General features: G+C 71.9%; 14 protein-coding genes. 8 read left to right on the top strand and 6 right to left on the bottom strand.

The window, feature by feature from the left end; translation table 11 throughout:
- Positions 1-56: 56 nt before the first annotated feature.
- From AB0H28_RS06030 to AB0H28_RS06005, 6 genes are read left to right on the top strand one after another with little or no spacing between them, the layout of a single operon-like run.
- Positions 57-1,040, top strand: a complete 984-nt coding sequence (locus AB0H28_RS06030; RefSeq protein ID WP_358034910.1) for an ABC transporter permease subunit — start codon at positions 57-59, stop codon at positions 1,038-1,040.
- Positions 1,037-1,963 carry a carbohydrate ABC transporter permease gene (locus tag AB0H28_RS06025; RefSeq protein WP_358034908.1) on the top strand — a complete coding sequence of 309 codons (927 nt, stop codon included), beginning with the start codon at positions 1,037-1,039 and terminating at the stop codon, positions 1,961-1,963. Before AB0H28_RS06030 ends, AB0H28_RS06025 begins: the two co-directional genes overlap by 4 nt.
- A gap of 38 nt (positions 1,964-2,001) precedes the next feature.
- Positions 2,002-3,645, top strand: a complete 1,644-nt coding sequence (locus tag AB0H28_RS06020) for an extracellular solute-binding protein (RefSeq protein ID WP_358034905.1) — start codon at positions 2,002-2,004, stop codon at positions 3,643-3,645.
- 5 nt (positions 3,646-3,650) lie between these two features.
- On the top strand, positions 3,651-5,189 hold the full coding sequence (locus AB0H28_RS06015) for a xylan 1,4-beta-xylosidase (protein WP_358034901.1): 1,539 nt from the start codon (positions 3,651-3,653) through the stop codon (positions 5,187-5,189).
- Positions 5,186-5,863, top strand: a complete 678-nt coding sequence (locus tag AB0H28_RS06010; RefSeq protein ID WP_358034897.1) for a hypothetical protein — start codon at positions 5,186-5,188, stop codon at positions 5,861-5,863. Before AB0H28_RS06015 ends, AB0H28_RS06010 begins: the two co-directional genes overlap by 4 nt.
- Positions 5,860-8,022: an alpha-glucuronidase gene (locus AB0H28_RS06005; RefSeq protein ID WP_358034894.1), complete on the top strand. Its 2,163-nt coding sequence runs from the start codon at positions 5,860-5,862 to the stop codon at positions 8,020-8,022. The genes AB0H28_RS06010 and AB0H28_RS06005 overlap by 4 nt, the downstream gene beginning before the upstream one ends.
- Positions 8,023-8,038: 16 nt before the next feature.
- Here the strand turns inward: AB0H28_RS06005 and manD are convergent, their stop codons facing one another.
- Together manD and AB0H28_RS05995 are read right to left on the bottom strand one after the other, a co-directional pair.
- The gene (manD, locus tag AB0H28_RS06000; protein WP_358034890.1) at positions 8,039-9,247 is read right to left on the bottom strand and encodes a D-mannonate dehydratase ManD; all 1,209 of its coding nucleotides are present in this window, start codon (positions 9,245-9,247) and stop codon (positions 8,039-8,041) included.
- Positions 9,248-9,367: 120 nt separating this feature from the next.
- Entirely contained in the window at positions 9,368-9,538 is a 171-nt protein-coding gene (locus AB0H28_RS05995) for a hypothetical protein (RefSeq protein ID WP_358034886.1), read from the bottom strand.
- A gap of 107 nt (positions 9,539-9,645) precedes the next feature.
- On the opposite strand from AB0H28_RS05995, the gene AB0H28_RS05990 reads away from it, so the two are divergent.
- A complete protein-coding gene (locus tag AB0H28_RS05990) occupies positions 9,646-10,014 on the top strand; it encodes an SCP2 sterol-binding domain-containing protein (protein ID WP_358034883.1) in 369 nt (122 codons plus the stop codon).
- A gap of 5 nt (positions 10,015-10,019) precedes the next feature.
- The gene (locus tag AB0H28_RS05985) at positions 10,020-12,074 is read left to right on the top strand and encodes a glycogen debranching N-terminal domain-containing protein (protein ID WP_358035165.1); all 2,055 of its coding nucleotides are present in this window, start codon (positions 10,020-10,022) and stop codon (positions 12,072-12,074) included.
- A gap of 82 nt (positions 12,075-12,156) precedes the next feature.
- Here AB0H28_RS05985 and AB0H28_RS05980 read toward each other — a convergent pair whose 3' ends face one another.
- From AB0H28_RS05980 to AB0H28_RS05965, 4 genes are all read right to left on the bottom strand, one after another.
- The gene (locus AB0H28_RS05980) at positions 12,157-13,380 is read right to left on the bottom strand and encodes a multidrug effflux MFS transporter (protein ID WP_358034880.1); all 1,224 of its coding nucleotides are present in this window, start codon (positions 13,378-13,380) and stop codon (positions 12,157-12,159) included.
- A gap of 102 nt (positions 13,381-13,482) precedes the next feature.
- Positions 13,483-14,748, bottom strand: a complete 1,266-nt coding sequence (locus tag AB0H28_RS05975) for an MFS transporter (RefSeq protein ID WP_358034877.1) — start codon at positions 14,746-14,748, stop codon at positions 13,483-13,485.
- The gene (locus AB0H28_RS05970) at positions 14,745-16,010 is read right to left on the bottom strand and encodes a lysine 2,3-aminomutase (protein ID WP_358034874.1); all 1,266 of its coding nucleotides are present in this window, start codon (positions 16,008-16,010) and stop codon (positions 14,745-14,747) included. The genes AB0H28_RS05975 and AB0H28_RS05970 overlap by 4 nt, the downstream gene beginning before the upstream one ends.
- 100 nt (positions 16,011-16,110) lie before the next feature.
- Positions 16,111-16,323, bottom strand: a complete 213-nt coding sequence (locus tag AB0H28_RS05965; protein WP_358034870.1) for an MbtH family protein — start codon at positions 16,321-16,323, stop codon at positions 16,111-16,113.
- Between the last annotated feature and the right edge of the window lie 6 nt (positions 16,324-16,329).

Raw genomic sequence — 16,329 nt, 5'->3', positions numbered from 1 at the left:
AGCTTACGGGGCATTACCGGAAGTTTTCGGTCGCGCGCTCCGGACAGGAGGGTGCGGTGTTGTCCGAAACCGTCCGGCCGCCGTCGGATGCGGGGCCCGGCACGTCGACCGGGACGAAGCCGGCCGGTACGCGCGCACGCCGCCCCTGGCGGCGGGCCCTGCGCCGGGACTGGCAGCTCTACTCGCTGGCCGTCCTGCCCCTGCTGTTCTTCCTGACGTTCCGTTACCTGCCGATGCTCGGCAACGTGATCGCGTTCCGGCGCTTCCAGCCGGGCGGCAGCATCTTCGGCGAGTACTGGACCGGGCTCCGATACTTCCGGCTGTTCTTCACCGACCCCACGTTCTGGAACGTGTTCACCAACACGCTCGTGCTGGGCGCGCTCACGCTGCTGTTCTGCTTCCCGCTGCCGATCGTGCTCGCGTTGCTGCTCAACGAGGTTCGCAGCCGTGTCCTCAAACGCTTCGTCCAGTCGGTGTCCTACCTGCCGCACTTCCTGTCCATCGTGATCGTCGCCGCCATGGTCATGCAGTTGCTGTCGGCGGACGGCACGGTGAACCAGCTCCTCGGCGCCGTCGGCGCCGAGGAAATCCCGTTCCTGCAGCAGGCCGGCTGGTTCCGGACGATCTACGTCTCCTCGGAGGTCTGGCAGACCGTCGGCTGGGGCACCATCCTCTACCTCGCCGCGCTCACCACTATCGACGGTGACCTCTACGAGGCGGCCCGGATCGACGGCGCCAACCGGTGGCGGCAGACCTGGCACGTGACGCTGCCCGGGATCCGGCCGACCATGATGACGCTGCTGATCCTCAATATCGGCACCTTCATGGCGGTCGGTTTCGAGAAGATCCTGCTGCTCTACAACCCGCTCACCTATCCCACCGCGGACGTGATCTCGACCTACCTCTACCGGGTGGGCATCGTCTCCGGGAACCTCAGCTACGCCGCCGCGATCGGCCTGTTCGAGGCCGTGATCGGGCTGACCCTGGTGCTCTCGGCGAACGCGATCTCCCGGCGCACGGTGGGGACGAGCCTGTGGTGAGCGCGGACGCCCGTGCACGGGGACGGGCGATCCGGCCGCGCGGCCCCCGGCCCAGCCGGGGCTACCGCGTCTTCCAGGCGGTCAACGCCGTCGTCCTGACCGCCGTCGTGGTGGTGACGTTGTACCCGTTCCTCACCATCGTGGCGCGCTCGCTCAGCGACAACGCGTACATCGTCGCGGGCGAGGTCAACCTCGTCCCCCGCGGGTTCAACCTCACCGCCTACCGGGTGGTGACGTCGGATCCGACGTTCTGGGTCAGCTACCGCAACACCGTCGTCTACACAGTGGTCGCCACGCTCATCTCCGTCGTGCTGACCACCTGCTACGCGTACGTGTTGTCGAAGCGGCACCTGCGGGGCCGGACCGCGCTGGTCGGCATCGCCGTGTTCACCATGTTCTTCACCGGCGGCCTGATCCCCAACTACGTCCTGGTCACCGGTCTGGGGCTGAAGAACACGGTATGGGCGATCGCCCTGCCCAACGCCATCAACGTGTTCAACCTGCTGGTCATCAAGGCGTTCTTCGAGAGCCTGCCGGTCGAACTGGAGGAGGCCGCCGCGGTCGACGGGCTGGACACGTACGGCACCCTGCTGCGGATCGTGCTGCCGCTGTCGAAGGCGATGGTCGCCACGTTGGTGCTCTTCTACGCCGTCTCGTTCTGGAACTCCTGGTTCGCCGCCTTCCTCTACATGGATCGCCAGGACCTGCTCCCGGTGACCGTCTACCTGCGCAACCTCCTCGCGGGCGCGACCGACGCCACGCAGACCGGCGGCGGCCTCGGCAGCGCCAACGACGTCGTGCAGTCCGCCGCCACGATCCAGTCGGTGACCATCGTGCTGACGGTCCTGCCGATCCTCGCGGTCTATCCCTTCATCCAGCGCTACTTCGTCTCCGGAATCATGCTCGGCGCCGTGAAGGGATAGCCGCGCACGCGACCCCACCCACCACCGAAGGGAACACCATGGTCCAGCTGTCCCGGCGCCAGGTGCTGTTCGCCACCGGCGCGGCCGCCGTCCTCTCCCTGGCCGGCTGCGGCGACGACACGCCCGACAAGAAGGATCTCGACCGCAACCGCGCGGGCGCGATGGAGAAGTACGGCGTCGGCGACCAGTTCAAGGCCACCGAGCCGGTCACGTTCTCGATCCTCTACAACAACCACCCGAACTATCCGCTGAAGCCGGAGTGGTTGTTCTGGACCGAGCTGGCCGGGCGCACCAATGTCAAGCTGGACCCGGTGGCCGTGCCGCTCAGCGACTACGAGCAGAAGCGCAGCGTGCTGGTCGGCTCCGGCGACGCCCCGCTGATCATTCCGAAGACCTACCACCCGCAGGAGAGTTCGTACGTCTCCTCCGGCGCGATCCTGCCGGTCAGCGACTACCTCGACCTGATGCCGCACTTCAAGGAGAAGCTGGAGAAGTGGAGCCTCCAGCCGGAGATGGACACGCTCCGGCAGGAGGACGGCAAGTTCTACCTGCTGCCCGGCCTGCACGAGAAGCCCTGGCAGGACTACACGCTCGCGGTCCGCACCGACGTGCTGGACCAACTGAAGATCCCGTCCCCGACCACCTGGGACGGGGTGTACGACATGCTCAAGGCGATGAAGGCGGCCCACCCGGACCTCTATCCCTTCTCCGACCGCTTCGGCAAGCCCAACCCGGCCGGCAACCTGCTGAACATGCTGGCCCTCGCGCACGGCCTGCCCGGCGCCGGCTGGAACTACCAGCCGACGAGTTGGGACTCCGGCGCCGGGAAGTACGTCTTCACCGGCGCCTCCGACGGCTACCGGCAGGTGGTGGAGTATCTGCACAAGCTCGTCGCCGAAGGGCTGCTCGACCCGGAGACGTTCACCCAGACCGACGACCAGGCCCGGCAGAAGCTCGCCAGCGGCAAGTCGTTCGTGATCAGCACGAACGCGCAGACCCTGGTGAACGACTACCGCCCGGACATCGCGAAGATCAACCCGAACGCCCGGTTCGGGAAGATCCTCTTCCCGATCGGACCGGCCGGCCCGGTGAACCCGGCGAGCCGGCTGGAGAACGGCGTGATGATCTCCAGCAAGGCCCGCGAGGGCAAGAACTTCGTCGCCATGATGCAGTTCATCGACTGGCTCTGGTATTCCGACACCGGCCAGGAGTTCGCCAAGTGGGGCGTCGAGGGGACCACGTACACCAAGGACGCCGCGGGCAAGCGCACCCTCGCCCCCGACGTGAACGTCATCGGGCTCAACCCGAAGGGCACCAAGCACCTCCAGAAGGACTTCGGCTTCTACAACGGCGTCTTCGCCTACGGCGGGCGGCTCGACCTGGTGCAGTCGTTCTTCTCCCCCGAGGAACTGGAGTTCCAGAAGGAGATGAACGCCCGCAAGCCCGCGCCGTGGGTCACCCCGCCACCCGCGCCGCTGAGCGACTCCGAGCGCGAGCAGACCACGCTGTGGGCGACCGCGCTGAAGGACCACGTCACCCAGAACACGCTGAAGTTCGCCCTCGGCCAGCGACCGCTGCGCGAGTGGGACGCCTACGTCTCGGAGCTGAAGGCCAAGAACGCGCAGGCCTACACCGACGTGGTCAACAAGGCGCACGAGCGGTACCGCAAGGACCACGGCTGACCGCGATGCGCGGCACCGTACCCGAGCGACCCGTCGGCCGGCTGACCGACGCCTGGCGCACCTGCGTCGGCACCGGCCGGTTCGACCTGGCCCTGCGGCGCGACTACCAGGACTCGCTGGCGCTGGTGCAGCGGGACATCGGCTTCCGGCACATCCGCGGGCACGGGCTGCTCAGCGACGGCGTCGGCGTGCACCGCCCCTACCGGCACCGGGGCGAACGTCGGGTCCGGCACGCCTTCACGTACGTCGACCAGGTCGTCGACGCCTACCTCGAGGTGGGCGTCCGGCCGTTCGTGGAGCTGGGTTTCATGCCCTCGACGCTCGCCTCCGGCGACCAGACGGTGTTCTGGTGGCGGGGCAACGTCACCCCGCCCGCCTCGCTCACCGAGTGGGGCGACCTGGTCCGGGCCACGGTGGCCCACCTGGTCGACCGGTACGGCCTCGACGAGGTGCGCGGCTGGCCGATCGAGGTGTGGAACGAACCCAACCTGACCGAGTTCTGGCCGCACGCCGACCAGGCCGCCTACCACCGCCTGTACGAGGTGTCGGCGCACGCGGTGAAGGACGTGGACGGGTCGCTCCAGGTCGGCGGGCCGGCCATCTCGCCCGGCGCGGACGAGTGGCTGGCGCCGTTCGCCGAGTTCGTCACCGACCGGGGCGTGCCTGTCGACTTCGTCAGCCGGCACGCCTACACCTCCGGCCCGGCCCGGCACGTGCCGTTCGGCACCCGGCAGACCCTGGCCCCGGCCACCGAGCTGCTGGACCAGTTCGCCGCGCCCCGCCGGCACCTGGCCGGCACCGCGCTGGCTGACCGCCCGGTGCACATCACCGAGTTCAACTCCTCCTACCGGCCGGACAACCCGATCCACGACACCGCCTTCCACGCCGCCTACCTCGCGCCGGTGCTGGCCGCCGGCGGGGACCTGGTCGACTCGTTCTCCTACTGGACGTTCAGCGACGTCTTCGAGGAGCAGGGGGTGCCCACGTCGCTGCTGCACGGCGGCTTCGGCCTGCTCACCCACCGGCAGGTCAAGAAACCCACCTACCACCTGTACGCGTTCATGGCCCGGCTCGGCGACGAGGTGCTCGCCCGCGGACCCGACCACCTCGTCACCCGCCACCCCGACGGCCGGGTCGCGGTGCTGGCCTGGGCCCCGGTGGACGTCACCGGACGGAACCCGGCGCCCGACCGGCACACCGTGGCGCTGTCCGTCCCGATCGGCCGGCCGGGCACCTTTTCGGCGTTCCTGCTCCGCCGGTCGGTGAGCGAGGACGCCGGCAACGCCTGGGCGGCCTGGCGGGAGCTGGGCAGCCCGCAGTCGCCCCGCCCCCGCCAGCTCGACGCGTTGCGGGAGGCGGCCGAACCGGCCCGTACGCACCGGGCCCTGCCGGTCTCGGCCGGGCGGGCCGACGTCGACCTCACGCTCGGCCGGCACGAGGTGACCGTCGTCGAGCTGACCCCGGTGGTGGACGAGACCCCGCCGTGGTGGGACGATCGGCTGCTCGACCCGGCGCCGCCGGACCCGGCCGGGTCGCGACAGTGAGCGGCCGGCGCGAGTTCGGCGACGGACCGTTGTCGCGGGCCGCCGCGGCGGTGCACACCCTGCTCGTGGTCGAGCTGCTGCTCCTGCTCAGCGTCCTGCCGGGCCTGGCGGCGCTCGTGCTGCTCGACCGCGACAGCAGCAACCTTCCGCTGGTCGCGGTCGCGCTGCTGCCGCTCGGGCCGGCGGTGTCGGCCGCGCTGCACACCCTGCGCCACCAGCGCCCCGACCTGACCGAGCTACGACCCGCCGCCGCGTTCCGCCGGGCCTACCGGACCAACCTGACGGGTGTGCTGCGCGTCTGGGCGCCGACGCTGCTGTGGCTCACCGTCATCGCGGTGAACCTGGCCCACCTGACCGCCGCGGGCGTCCCCGGCTGGTGGGCGGTCCCGCTGCTCGTGGTCGGGGCCGGGGTGCTCCTCGCCGGGGTCAACGCCCTGGTGATCGTCTCGCTGTTCACCTTCCGCACCCGCGACGCGCTGCGGCTGGCCGTGTACTTCCTGGTACGCCGGCCCGGCGTCACGGCCGGCAACGCGGTGCTGCTGGCCGCCACCGCCGGGGTCACCGCGGTCTTCTCCGAGGCGGTGCTCGCCCTGCTGGCCTCGCTCCTGGTGCTGGCGCTGCTGCGGATCGGCGACCCGATGATCGACAGCATCCGAGCGGAGTTCACCGCATGAGCGAACGCACCGAGCGAAGCGAGGGCCGTGAGCGCATGCCCAGCCAGCACCCGATGGGCGTTCCGGTCACCGGCCGCGCGGCCTCCGGCGCGCCCGCGACGGCCTGGCACGCGGCCTGGCTGCCGTCGGCGGCGTTCCGGGCCCTCGGCAGCCGGGACGTGCTGGTGCACGGTGACGGCGCGCTCGTCGACACCGTCGTGGCGGAGGTGACGCGGGCCTGCGCCGGTCACGGCGGGCGGGTGTGGCACTGCCCGACCTGGGACGTCGACGCCGACCTGGTGCTCGCGTCGCGCACCGCCGGTCCGATCCCGAACGCGGCGGCGGAGAAGGTCCGCCTCGACGCGACGCCGGTCGTGAACGGCGCGGGCGACGGGTCGCTCGGTGCGGAGGGGTTCCTGCTGGCCCGGGTGGACGGCGTGACGGTGGTGCTGGCCGACGCGCCGGCCGGCCTGTTGTACGGGTTGTTCCACGTGGTCCGGCTGGGCGCTACGGCCTTCGACGGCGACCTGCCGGCGCAGCGGCACCGGCCGGCGCTGGCCCGGCGGGTGCTCGACCACTGGGACAACGTGGCCGTGCATCCGGTGTCCGGCCAGGTCGAGCGCGGGTACGCCGGCGGTTCGCTCTTCTGGCGGGACGGCGCCGCGCGGCGCGAGCCGGCCCGGCTGCGGGACTACGCCCGCCTGCTCGCCGCCTGCGGCGTCAACGCGATCACGGTGAACAACGTCAACGTGCACGACACCGAGGCGCGGCTGCTGACCGACCGGCTCGACGAGGTGGCCGAGGTCGCCGACGTGCTCCGCCCGTACGGCATCCGGGTGCATCTCTCGGTGACCTTCGCCGCCCCGATGGTGCTCGGCGGCCTGCCCACGGCGGACCCGGCGGACGGCCGGGTGGACGCCTGGTGGGCCGAGGCCACCCGGCGCGTCTACCAGCGGATCCCCGACTTCGGCGGCTATCTGGTGAAGGCGGACTCGGAGGGCCGGCCCGGCCCGTTCGCGTACGGGCGCGACCACGCCGACGGCGCGAACCTGCTCGCCCGGGCGCTCGCCCCACACGGGGGCGTGGTGCGCTGGCGGGCGTTCGTCTACGACCACCGGCAGGACTGGCGGGACCGGTCCACCGACCGGGCCCGCGCCGCCCACGACCACTTCGCGCCGCTCGACGGGCGCTTCGCCGACAACGTGATCCTGCAGGTGAAGTACGGGCCGGTGGACTTCCAGCCGCGGGAGCCGGTGTCGCCGGTGCTGGCCGCCATGCCGAGCACCCGGCTGGCGATGGAGGTGCAGGTGACGCAGGAATACACCGGTCAGCAACGACACGTCTGCCACCTCGGCCCGTGGTGGAGTGAGGTGCTCCGGTTCGCGCCGTGGGGCGCGGCCGGCCAGACGATCGCCGACGTGATCGGCGGGGAGAGCGGCGGCGGCCTGGTCGCCGTGTCCAACGTGGGCGACGACCCGTACTGGACCGGGCACCCGCTGGCCCAGGCGAACCTGTACGCCTTCGGCCGCCTCGCCTGGGACCCGCGGCTGGAGCCCGGCGCGATCCTCGACGAGTGGATCGGCCTGACCTGGCTGCCCGTCACCACAGGCGATCCGGAGTTGGTCCGGCGGACCCTGCACGCGATCATGGACGACTCGTGGCGCACCTACGAGCGCTACACCGCGCCGCTGGGTGTCGGCTTCATGGTGCGCCCCGGGCACCACTACGGGCCGGACGTGGACGGGTACGAGTACACCCCGTGGGGCACCTACCATTTCGCCGACCGGGACGGGGTCGGGGTGGACCGGACCCGGGCGAGCGGGACCGGCTTCACCGGGCAGTATCCGGCGCCGTGGTCGCAGGTGTACGAGTCGCTGCGGCGGTGCCCGGACGAGTTGCTGCTCTTCTTCCACCACGTGCCCTACGGGCACGTGCTGCACAGTGGCCGCACGGTGATCCAGCACATCTACGACACGCACTTCGCCGGCGTCGAGGAGGTGGCGGCGATGCGGGAGCGGTGGGCGCTGCTCACCGGCGCGGTCGACCCGGCCGTGCACGAGCGGGTGGCCGAGCGCCTCGACGAGCAGTTCCGCAGCGCCGTCGAGTGGCGGGACCAGGTCAACACCTATTTCTTCCGCAAGTCCGGCGTGCCGGACGCGCACGGCCGCCGCATCCACTGACCCGCGCGGGCCCCGCTCACCAGGGGTGCACGGTGCCGTCGGTCAGCCGGTTCACCGGCAGGTAGGCCGGCGCGTACGGGTGGCGGGCCGCGACCTCCTCGTCGATGTCCACCCCGAGCCCGGGTGTCTCGGCGGGGTGCAGGTAGCCGTCGGCGAAGTGGTAGCCGTGCGGGAAGACCTCGTCGGTCAGCGCGGTGTGCCGCATGTATTCCTGCAGGCCGAAGTTCGGGATGGCGAGGTCCAGGTGCAGCGCGGCGGCCAGGCAGACCGGGGACAGGTCGGTGGCGCCGTGCGAGCCGCTGCGGACGTGGTGCAGCGCGGCGAGGTCGAAGATGCGCCGCAGGTGGGTGAGCCCGCCGGCGTGGACCACTGTGGTCCGGACGTAGTCGATGAGCTGTTCCCGGATGAGCTGGGCGGCGTCGAAGATGCTGTTGAAGACCTCACCCACGGCGACCGGGGTGGTGGTGTGCTGGCGGATGAGCCGGAAGCCCTCCGGCAGGTCCGCCGGGACCGGATCCTCCATCCACGTCAGCGCGTACGGTTCCAGGCTCTTGCCGAGGCGGGCCGCCTCGATCGGGGTGAGCCGGTGGTGCACGTCGTGCAGCAATCGCAAGGTGGGGCCGAACTCGTCGCGGACCCGGGCGAACACGGTCGGCACGTGGGCCAGGTAGGCCTCGGTGGACCAGGTCGTCCCGGTCGGCAGCGCGGCGTCGGCGGGCTCGTAGAACATCTTGTCGGCGCTGACGCCGTAGGTGCGGGGCAGGCCGGGCACGCCGCACTGCACGCGCACCGCCCGGTAGCCGAGGTCGACGAAGCGGGCGACCTCGGTCAGCACCTCGTCGACGGTCTCGCCGTTGGCGTGGCCGTAGACGGTCACGCCGTCACGGGACCGACCGCCGAGCAGTTGGTAGACCGGCAGCCCGGCGACCTTGCCCTTGATGTCCCACAGCGCGGTGTCCACGGCGGCGATCGCGCTCATCGTGACCGGCCCCCGCCGCCAGTAGGCGCCCTGGTAGAGGTATTGCCAGGTGTCCTCGATCCGGGCCGGGTCGCGCCCGAGCAGCAGCGGCACCACGTGGTCGCGCAGGTAGGACGCGACGGCGAGTTCCCGGCCGTTGAGCGTGGCGTCGCCGACGCCGGTGACACCCTCGTCGGTGACGATCTTCAGGGTCACGAAGTTGCGGCCGGGACAGGTCACGATCACCCGGGCGTCGACGATTCTCATGCGACCTCCTCCGGCCGTCGGCGGCCACCCCGCCGCGGCGGTCGGTCACCCCCGGGCATCGCGATCATTCGATGTTATCGCGAACATGAGCACACGGTTGCCGACGGGCCCGGGCACGCATCAGGCCGGTTCGGGCACGCCCCCGGGGTCCCCGTCGTCGGGCATCGGCTCGACCGGCGCCTCCGGCAGCTCGTCCGGCGTCTCCGGGAGGAGTTCGCCGGGGTCGTCCGGCACGTCCTCGTGCGGGTCGAGCGGTGGGTACACCTCGGGGTCGAGATCGGGGTTCGTCATCGACCCATTATCCGACGGGATCACCGGCGTCGCCCGACGAGCAGGTTAGCGTGCCGGCCCAGGGGGTACCCGCCGAGCGCTCCGGCAGCCGCGTGCGAGGAGGCCAGATGACGTCGACCGACGCCTTCTTCGACAAGTTGTCGGCGATGGGGTACAACGCCCGGCTCGGCAAGGTCAGCGGCAGCGTCCGGATCGACATCCGCGGCGACGGCGGCCTGCGGCAGTGGCGGATCGACATCGACCGGGGTCACCTGCGCGTCAGCCGCGACGGCGGCCCCGCCTCGGCGGTCATCACCTGCTCGGAGCGGACCGCCGAGGCGATGGTGACGGGCGGGATGAACGGGCTGGCCGCGATCAACCGGGGCGAGATCCTGGTCGACGGGGAGCTCGCCCTGGCCCTGCAGCTCGGTCGGCTTTTCCCGGCGCGGGCGCAGGCGGGCGCCCGCGCGCGCCGGCCCGATGGCGGTGCCCGGTGAAGGACGTGCCGGGCACGGTGGCGTGCATCGACGGCAACACGTTCATCGTGTCGGACAGCTCCGGCGACATCGAGTCCTCGACGGCCGCGCCGGTCGGCCTGTTCACCGTCGACACCCGCTACCTGTCGCGCTGGGTGCTCACCCTGAACGACGAGCGGATGACCGCCCTGTCGGTGGACGACAGCGACTACTTCGCGGCGGCGTTCTTCCTGGTCCCCGGCGGTCGGATGGACTACGTGCAGGCGGACGTGTCCGCCATCCGGCGACGGCGCATCGACGCCGACCTGACCGAGTCGATCACCATCTTCAACTACGGCGAGCGACCGCGCGAGGTGGCGGTCCGGCTGGAGGTGGCGGCCGACTTCGCCGACATCTTCGAGATCAAGTTCGACGTCGCCGACAAGACCGGCGACCTCTACACCGAGGTCGCGCGGGACGAGTTGCGGCTGGGCTACCGCCGCGACACCTTCCACCGCGAGATCGCCATCACCGCCGACAAGCCGGCGACGTTCACCGCCGACGAGATCCGGTTCGCCGTCCGGCTGGAGCCCGGCACCGACTGGTCGGTCGAGCTGCGGGCGGAGATGCGATCGTGGCGACCCGACGGCGTCGACCTGCGGGCCGGGCCCCGCGCCCTGCGGTCGGACCCGGCCATCCTGCCCGAGAGCCTGCGGGCCTGGGTGGCCACGGCGCCGACCCTGGACACCGACAGCGCCACCCTGCGGCAGGCGTACCGACGCAGCCTGGTCGACCTGGCGGCGCTGCGCTTCGCGCCGCTCTCGCTCGGCGGCGCCACCGTGCCCGCCGCCGGCCTGCCCTGGTTCATGACGCTGTTCGGCCGCGACAGCCTGCTCACCTGCTTCCAGACCCTCCCGTTCACGCCGGCGCTGACCCCGCCGACGTTGCGCATCCTCGCCTCGCTGCAGGGCGCCCGGACCGACGACGTGCTGGAGGAGGACCCCGGGCGGATCCTGCACGAGCTGCGCTACGGCGAGTCCGCGGCGTTCGAGGAGCAACCCCACTCGCCGTACTACGGGACCGTCGACGCCACCCCGCTGTTCGTGGTGCTGCTCGACGAGTACGAACGGTGGAGCGGCGACACCGCCCTGGTCCGGGAACTCGAACCGGAGGCCCGCGCGGCCCTGACCTGGATGGCGCGGCACGCCGACCTGACCGGCGCCGGTTACCTCTCGTATCAGCGACGCAACGTGGACACAGGGCTGGAGAACCAGTGCTGGAAGGACTCCTGGGACAGCATCTCCTACGCCGACGGCCGGTTGCCGGGCTTCCCCAGGTCGACGTGCGAGAGCCAGGGGTACGCGTACGACGCGAAGGTCCGCGCGGCCCGGCTGGCGCGCGAGATCTGGCGGGACGCGGACCTCGCCGACCGGCTCGAACGGGAGGCGGCGGAGCTGTACGAGCGCTTCAACCGCGACTTCTGGCTGGAGGAGCGCGGCTGGTACGCGGTGGCCCTCGACTCCGACGGCACCCCGGTGGACAGCCTGACCTCCAACATCGGGCACCTGTTGTGGAGCGGGATCGTGCCGCCGGAGCGGGCCGCGCGGGTGGCCGAGCATCTGATGAGCCCGGCCCTGTTCTCCGGCTGGGGCGTCCGCACGCTGGCCGAGGGGCAGAGCCGGTACAACCCGTTGGGCTACCACACCGGAACCGTGTGGCCCTTCGACAACTCCTTCATCGCCTGGGGCTTGCGGCGCTACGGTCTGACCGACGCGGCCTGCCGCATCGCCGAGGGCATCATCGAAGCCGCCGCCTTCTTCGAGGGACGCCTGCCGGAGGCGTTTGGCGGCTTCGACCGCCGCACCACCCGCTACCCGGTCCGTTACCCGACCGCCGGCAGCCCGCAGGCCTGGTCCAGCGGAGCCCCGCTGTTGCTGCTGCGCACCCTGCTCGGCCTCGATCCGCACGAGGACCATCTCGCCGCGATCCCGGCGCTGCCGGCGACGTTCGACCACGTCGCCCTGCTGGACGTGCCCGGCCGCTGGGGCCGGCTGGACGCCTTCGCCCGGCACCGGCCGGACCACCCGCCCGACACCTATTGACTACTGTGCTCGCAGCAGAAAGACGCGGAGAGCCCTCTCTCCCGCTCCGCCGCCCGGACCGGAACCCGGCTCCGGCGACCCGTCAGTGCGCGACCACGACCGCCGGCGCCGGCTCCAGGCCGGCGAGGCGGGCCGGGCGCACGACGACCAGCAGCACGGCCAGCGCCGCCACCATGCCACCGGCCACCACCAGGGCCATCGCCACCGCCCCGGTGCCGAGCACGCCGACCAGCGGCGCGGCCACCGCGCCCACGCCGAACTGCACGGCGCCCAGCAGCGCGGACGCGGTGCCGGCCGCCTCACCGTGGCGGGACAGCGCCAGCGCCGGGGCGTTCGGCATCGCCAGGCCGGCCGCCGCCAGCACCACCCACAACGACACCAGCAGGGCGGGCAGGCCACCGACGTCGGTCGCGGCGAACGCCAGCAGGGCCAGCCCGGCCAGCGTCCCCACGACCAGCGAGGCGACGAGGATCCGCTGCGGCGGGTAGCGGCGCAGCAGCCGCACGTTGTACTGGGTCGCGCCGATGAGGCCCACCGCGCCGGCCCCGAACGCCAACGCGAACTGCTGCTCGTCGAGCCCGTAGCGCTGCTGGAGGACGAACGACGAACCCGCCACGTACGCGAACAACGCCGCCATGGCCAGGCCGGCGACCAGCACCAGGCCCACGAACACGCGGTCGCGCAACAACGACCCGTACAGCGAGACGGTGGCGACCACCCCGCCACGCCGGCGGCGCTCGGGCCCGAGCGTCTCCGGCAGGCCGATCGAGGCGACCACGACGAGCAGCACGCCGAAGGCGGCCAGGGCGACGAACACCCCGCGCCAGTCCGTCCAGCGCAGCACGCCCCCGCCGAGGGTCGGGGCGAGGATCGGCGCCGCGCCCATCACCAGCAGCAGCCGGGAGAGCAGGGTGGCGAACGCCGCGCCGCTGAACAGGTCGCAGACCACCGCCATCGCGACCACCGCGGTGGCGGCGACGCCGAGGCCCTGCACCACCCGCAGCGCGCCGAGCACGGCGACGTTCGGCGCGACGACGCAGAGCGACGACGCCGCGACGTGCAGGGCGAGCCCGGCGATCAGCGGGCGTCGCCGCCCGACGGCGTCCGAGAGCGGCCCGATCAGCAGCTGGCCGAGGGCGAGCCCGGCGAGCGTGCCGGTGAGGGTCAACTGGACCGCCGCCGAGGTGGTCGCGAAGTCCGCGACGATCGCGGGCAGCGCGGGCAGGTACATGTCGATGGTCAGGGGCCCCACCGCGATCAGCGAACCGAGGACCAGGACGAGCCGCGCTCGCTGCCCACGGCTCATCAGGTCACCCGGTGTCGAGGTGGATTTCGGCGTAACAGTCACACCGGGGTTCAGGCCGCCGCCCGCCGGCCTGATTCCCGGATGCCCGAGAGGTAACCCGACTCACACCCCGCCGTCCGGTCGGCTCCCGGTGTTCATCGACCTGATGCCGCTGCTCAGCGTCGCGGTGACCGCCGAGACCGCGACCAGGCCGGCGAAGACCAGCATCGTCACGGCGGCCGGGAACCGGGCCAGCAGCAACCCGGCCAGGCCGGGGGCGAGCGCGGCGGCCGAGGTGGCGGCCAGGAAGATGACGCTCACCACCCGGCCCTGGAGCCGGTCCGGGGTGATCGCCGCCTGATAGCCGAAAAGAACCGCGTTCGCGGTCGGGGCGAGGAACACCGCAGCCGCCAACGGCACCGCGGCCAGCAGGCTGGACGACACCAGGGCGCTGGTCCCCATCAGCCCGGTGGTGGCCCAGCACAGCACGATCACCAGGGTCGGCAGCTTCAACCAGCGCTGCACCGCCGGGGCGGCGAGCGCGCCGAGGAAACCGCCGAGGCCGAAGATCGTGCTGGCCAGACCGACCAGGACCGAGGGGGTGCCGGCCCGTTGCAGGGAGACGATGATCGCGAAGATCATCCCGGTGAAGGCCATGTTCAGCGGCGCCGCGATCACCAGCAGCGCCCGCAGGAACGGGTTGGCGAGCACGAACCGGACGCCCTCGGCCGCCGCGGCGCCGCCGGACTGCCGATCCGGCTCGGTGCGGGGCTGCTCCATCGGCCGGCGGATGAGCAGCACCGCCAGCAGGGAGAGCAGGTAGGTGAGCGCGTTGCCGACGAACGGCAGGGACCGGCCGAGCCCGTAGAGCAGACCGCCGAGCGGCGGCCCGGCGAGCTGGGTGCCGTAGGAGCGGGCCTCGTTTCGCGCGACGGCGGTGGCGAGTTGCTCGGCCGGGACGAGGTTGCGCACCGCGGCGTGCTCCGCGGTGCCGAAGACCGCGTTGGCGGCGGCGCCGACCACGGTGACCACCAGGATCATCGGCAGGTTCGCCACCCCGGCGAGCACCGCGCCGGACAGCCCCAGATAGGCCACCAACCGCAGAACGTCACAGGCCACCAGCAGCGTACGGCGGGAGAAGCGGTCGGCCACCACGCCGGCCGGCAACCGGCAGGCCAGCGTGGTGACGAGCCCCGCGCTGCCGACCAGGCCGGCCTGGGCGGCCGACCCGGTGAGGAAGAGCACGAGCAGCGGCATCGCCAGGTTGGACATGGTGGCGCCGAGGTCGGAGAGGCACTGGCTGACCCAGAGCAGGTTGAAGTCGCGGTTGCGCCAGAGGCTGACCCGGCGCTCGGAGGCGGTCCGGGTGGGGTCGGTGGTGGCGCTCATGCCGGCCACCAGGAGCCGAGGGCGGGGCGCAGGTCGTCGAACCACTCGGCCGTCGGGTCGTGGTGGGCGAAGAACTGCCGGCCCACCTGCGCGGCGTCGCGGGCCTGCAGCATCCGCAGGCTGAACAGGTCGGTCCCGCCGAGCCGCACCACGCCGTCGACGAGCACCTTGCCGGGGGCGGCCGACATGACCGGGCCGCGCGCGGTGCGGGCGAGACCGGAGACCGACCGCACCGCGTCGGTGTAGACCTGCCAGGCCCGGGTGAGCGGCACACTGAAGTAGCTGCGGGCGCCGGTGTCGCGCTCCACGAACATGTAGTACGGCACCACGCCCAACTCCACCAGCCGCTGCCACATCGTGGCCCAGTCCCCGGCCCGGTCGTTGACGTGCGCGATCAGCGGCGCCTGGGCCCGGATCACCGCGCCGGTGCCCCGGATCCGGGCGATGGCCCGGCGGACCTGGGCGGTGGCCAGCTCGCGGGGATGGGAGAAGTGGGCCATCACGGCGACGTGCCGGCCACCGGCCACGATCCGCTCGAAGAGCCGCAGCAGGTCGTCGGCGTCCGGGTCGGTGGTGAACCGGGCCGGCCAGTACGACAGTGCCTTGGTGCCGAACCGGATGGTGCGGATCCGGTCGAACGCCGGGTCCAGCAGGGGCGACACCCACCTCTCCAGCACCGCGGTACTCATGATCATCGGATCGCCGCCGGTGAACAGGACGTCGGTGACACCCGGGCTGCCGGCGAGGTAGGCCAGCATGTCCGAGACGTCGGAGGACGCCTGCCGGATCTCGGCGTTGCCGACGAACTGGGCCCAGCGGAAGCAGTAGCCGCAGTACGAGTGGCAGGTCTGCCCCTGTGACGGGAAGACCAGCACGGTCTCGGCGTACTTGTGTTGCAGGCCGAGCAGCCGGCGTCCCCGGTGCACCGGCACGTTCGCCTCGAGTTGGGCGCCCGGGTTCGGGTTGAGCCGGGCGTGGGCGTCCCGGGCCGCCTTGCGGATCACGCCCGGCTCGGCCGCGGCCAGCCGCAGCCCGGACAGGTGGTCGTAGATGTCCAGCGGCAGCATGTCCCGGTGCGGGAAGGTGAGCCGGAAGATGGGGTCGTCCGGGACGTCGGACCAGTCGATGAGCTCGTCCACGACGTACTGGTTGACCTTGAACGGCAGGACCGAGGAGACGACCCGCAGGTCGTGCAGGTACTCCTCGGGCATGCCACGCTCGCCGGCGAGCCGCGCCAGACGCTCATGGGAATAGACCTTCATCACCGTCGCCTCGTTGTCAGCGGGATCGGACAGGGGCGGACCGTCGGTGGACGGCCCGGGCCGGGGTGGTCCGTGGTGGACACCCCGGCCCCGGTACGGGTCAACCCTGCGCGGCGGCCATCCGCTCGCGCAGGCTCCGCGGACGCATGTCGGTCCACACCTCGTCGATGTGGGCGAGGCAGTCCGCGCGGGCGCCCTCGAACCCGGTGGCGGTCCAGCCGGCCGGCAGCTCGCGGTCGGCGAACCAGATCGAGTACTGCTCCTCGTGGTTCACCACGACCCGGTAGGTGCGGTCATCGTCGTCGACGGACATCGCCTT

This window comes from Micromonospora sp. NPDC050980 (assembly GCF_040653835.1).
Lineage (GTDB): Bacteria > Actinomycetota > Actinomycetes > Mycobacteriales > Micromonosporaceae > Micromonospora.
This window is presented reverse-complemented; position numbering and strand designations above follow the sequence as displayed.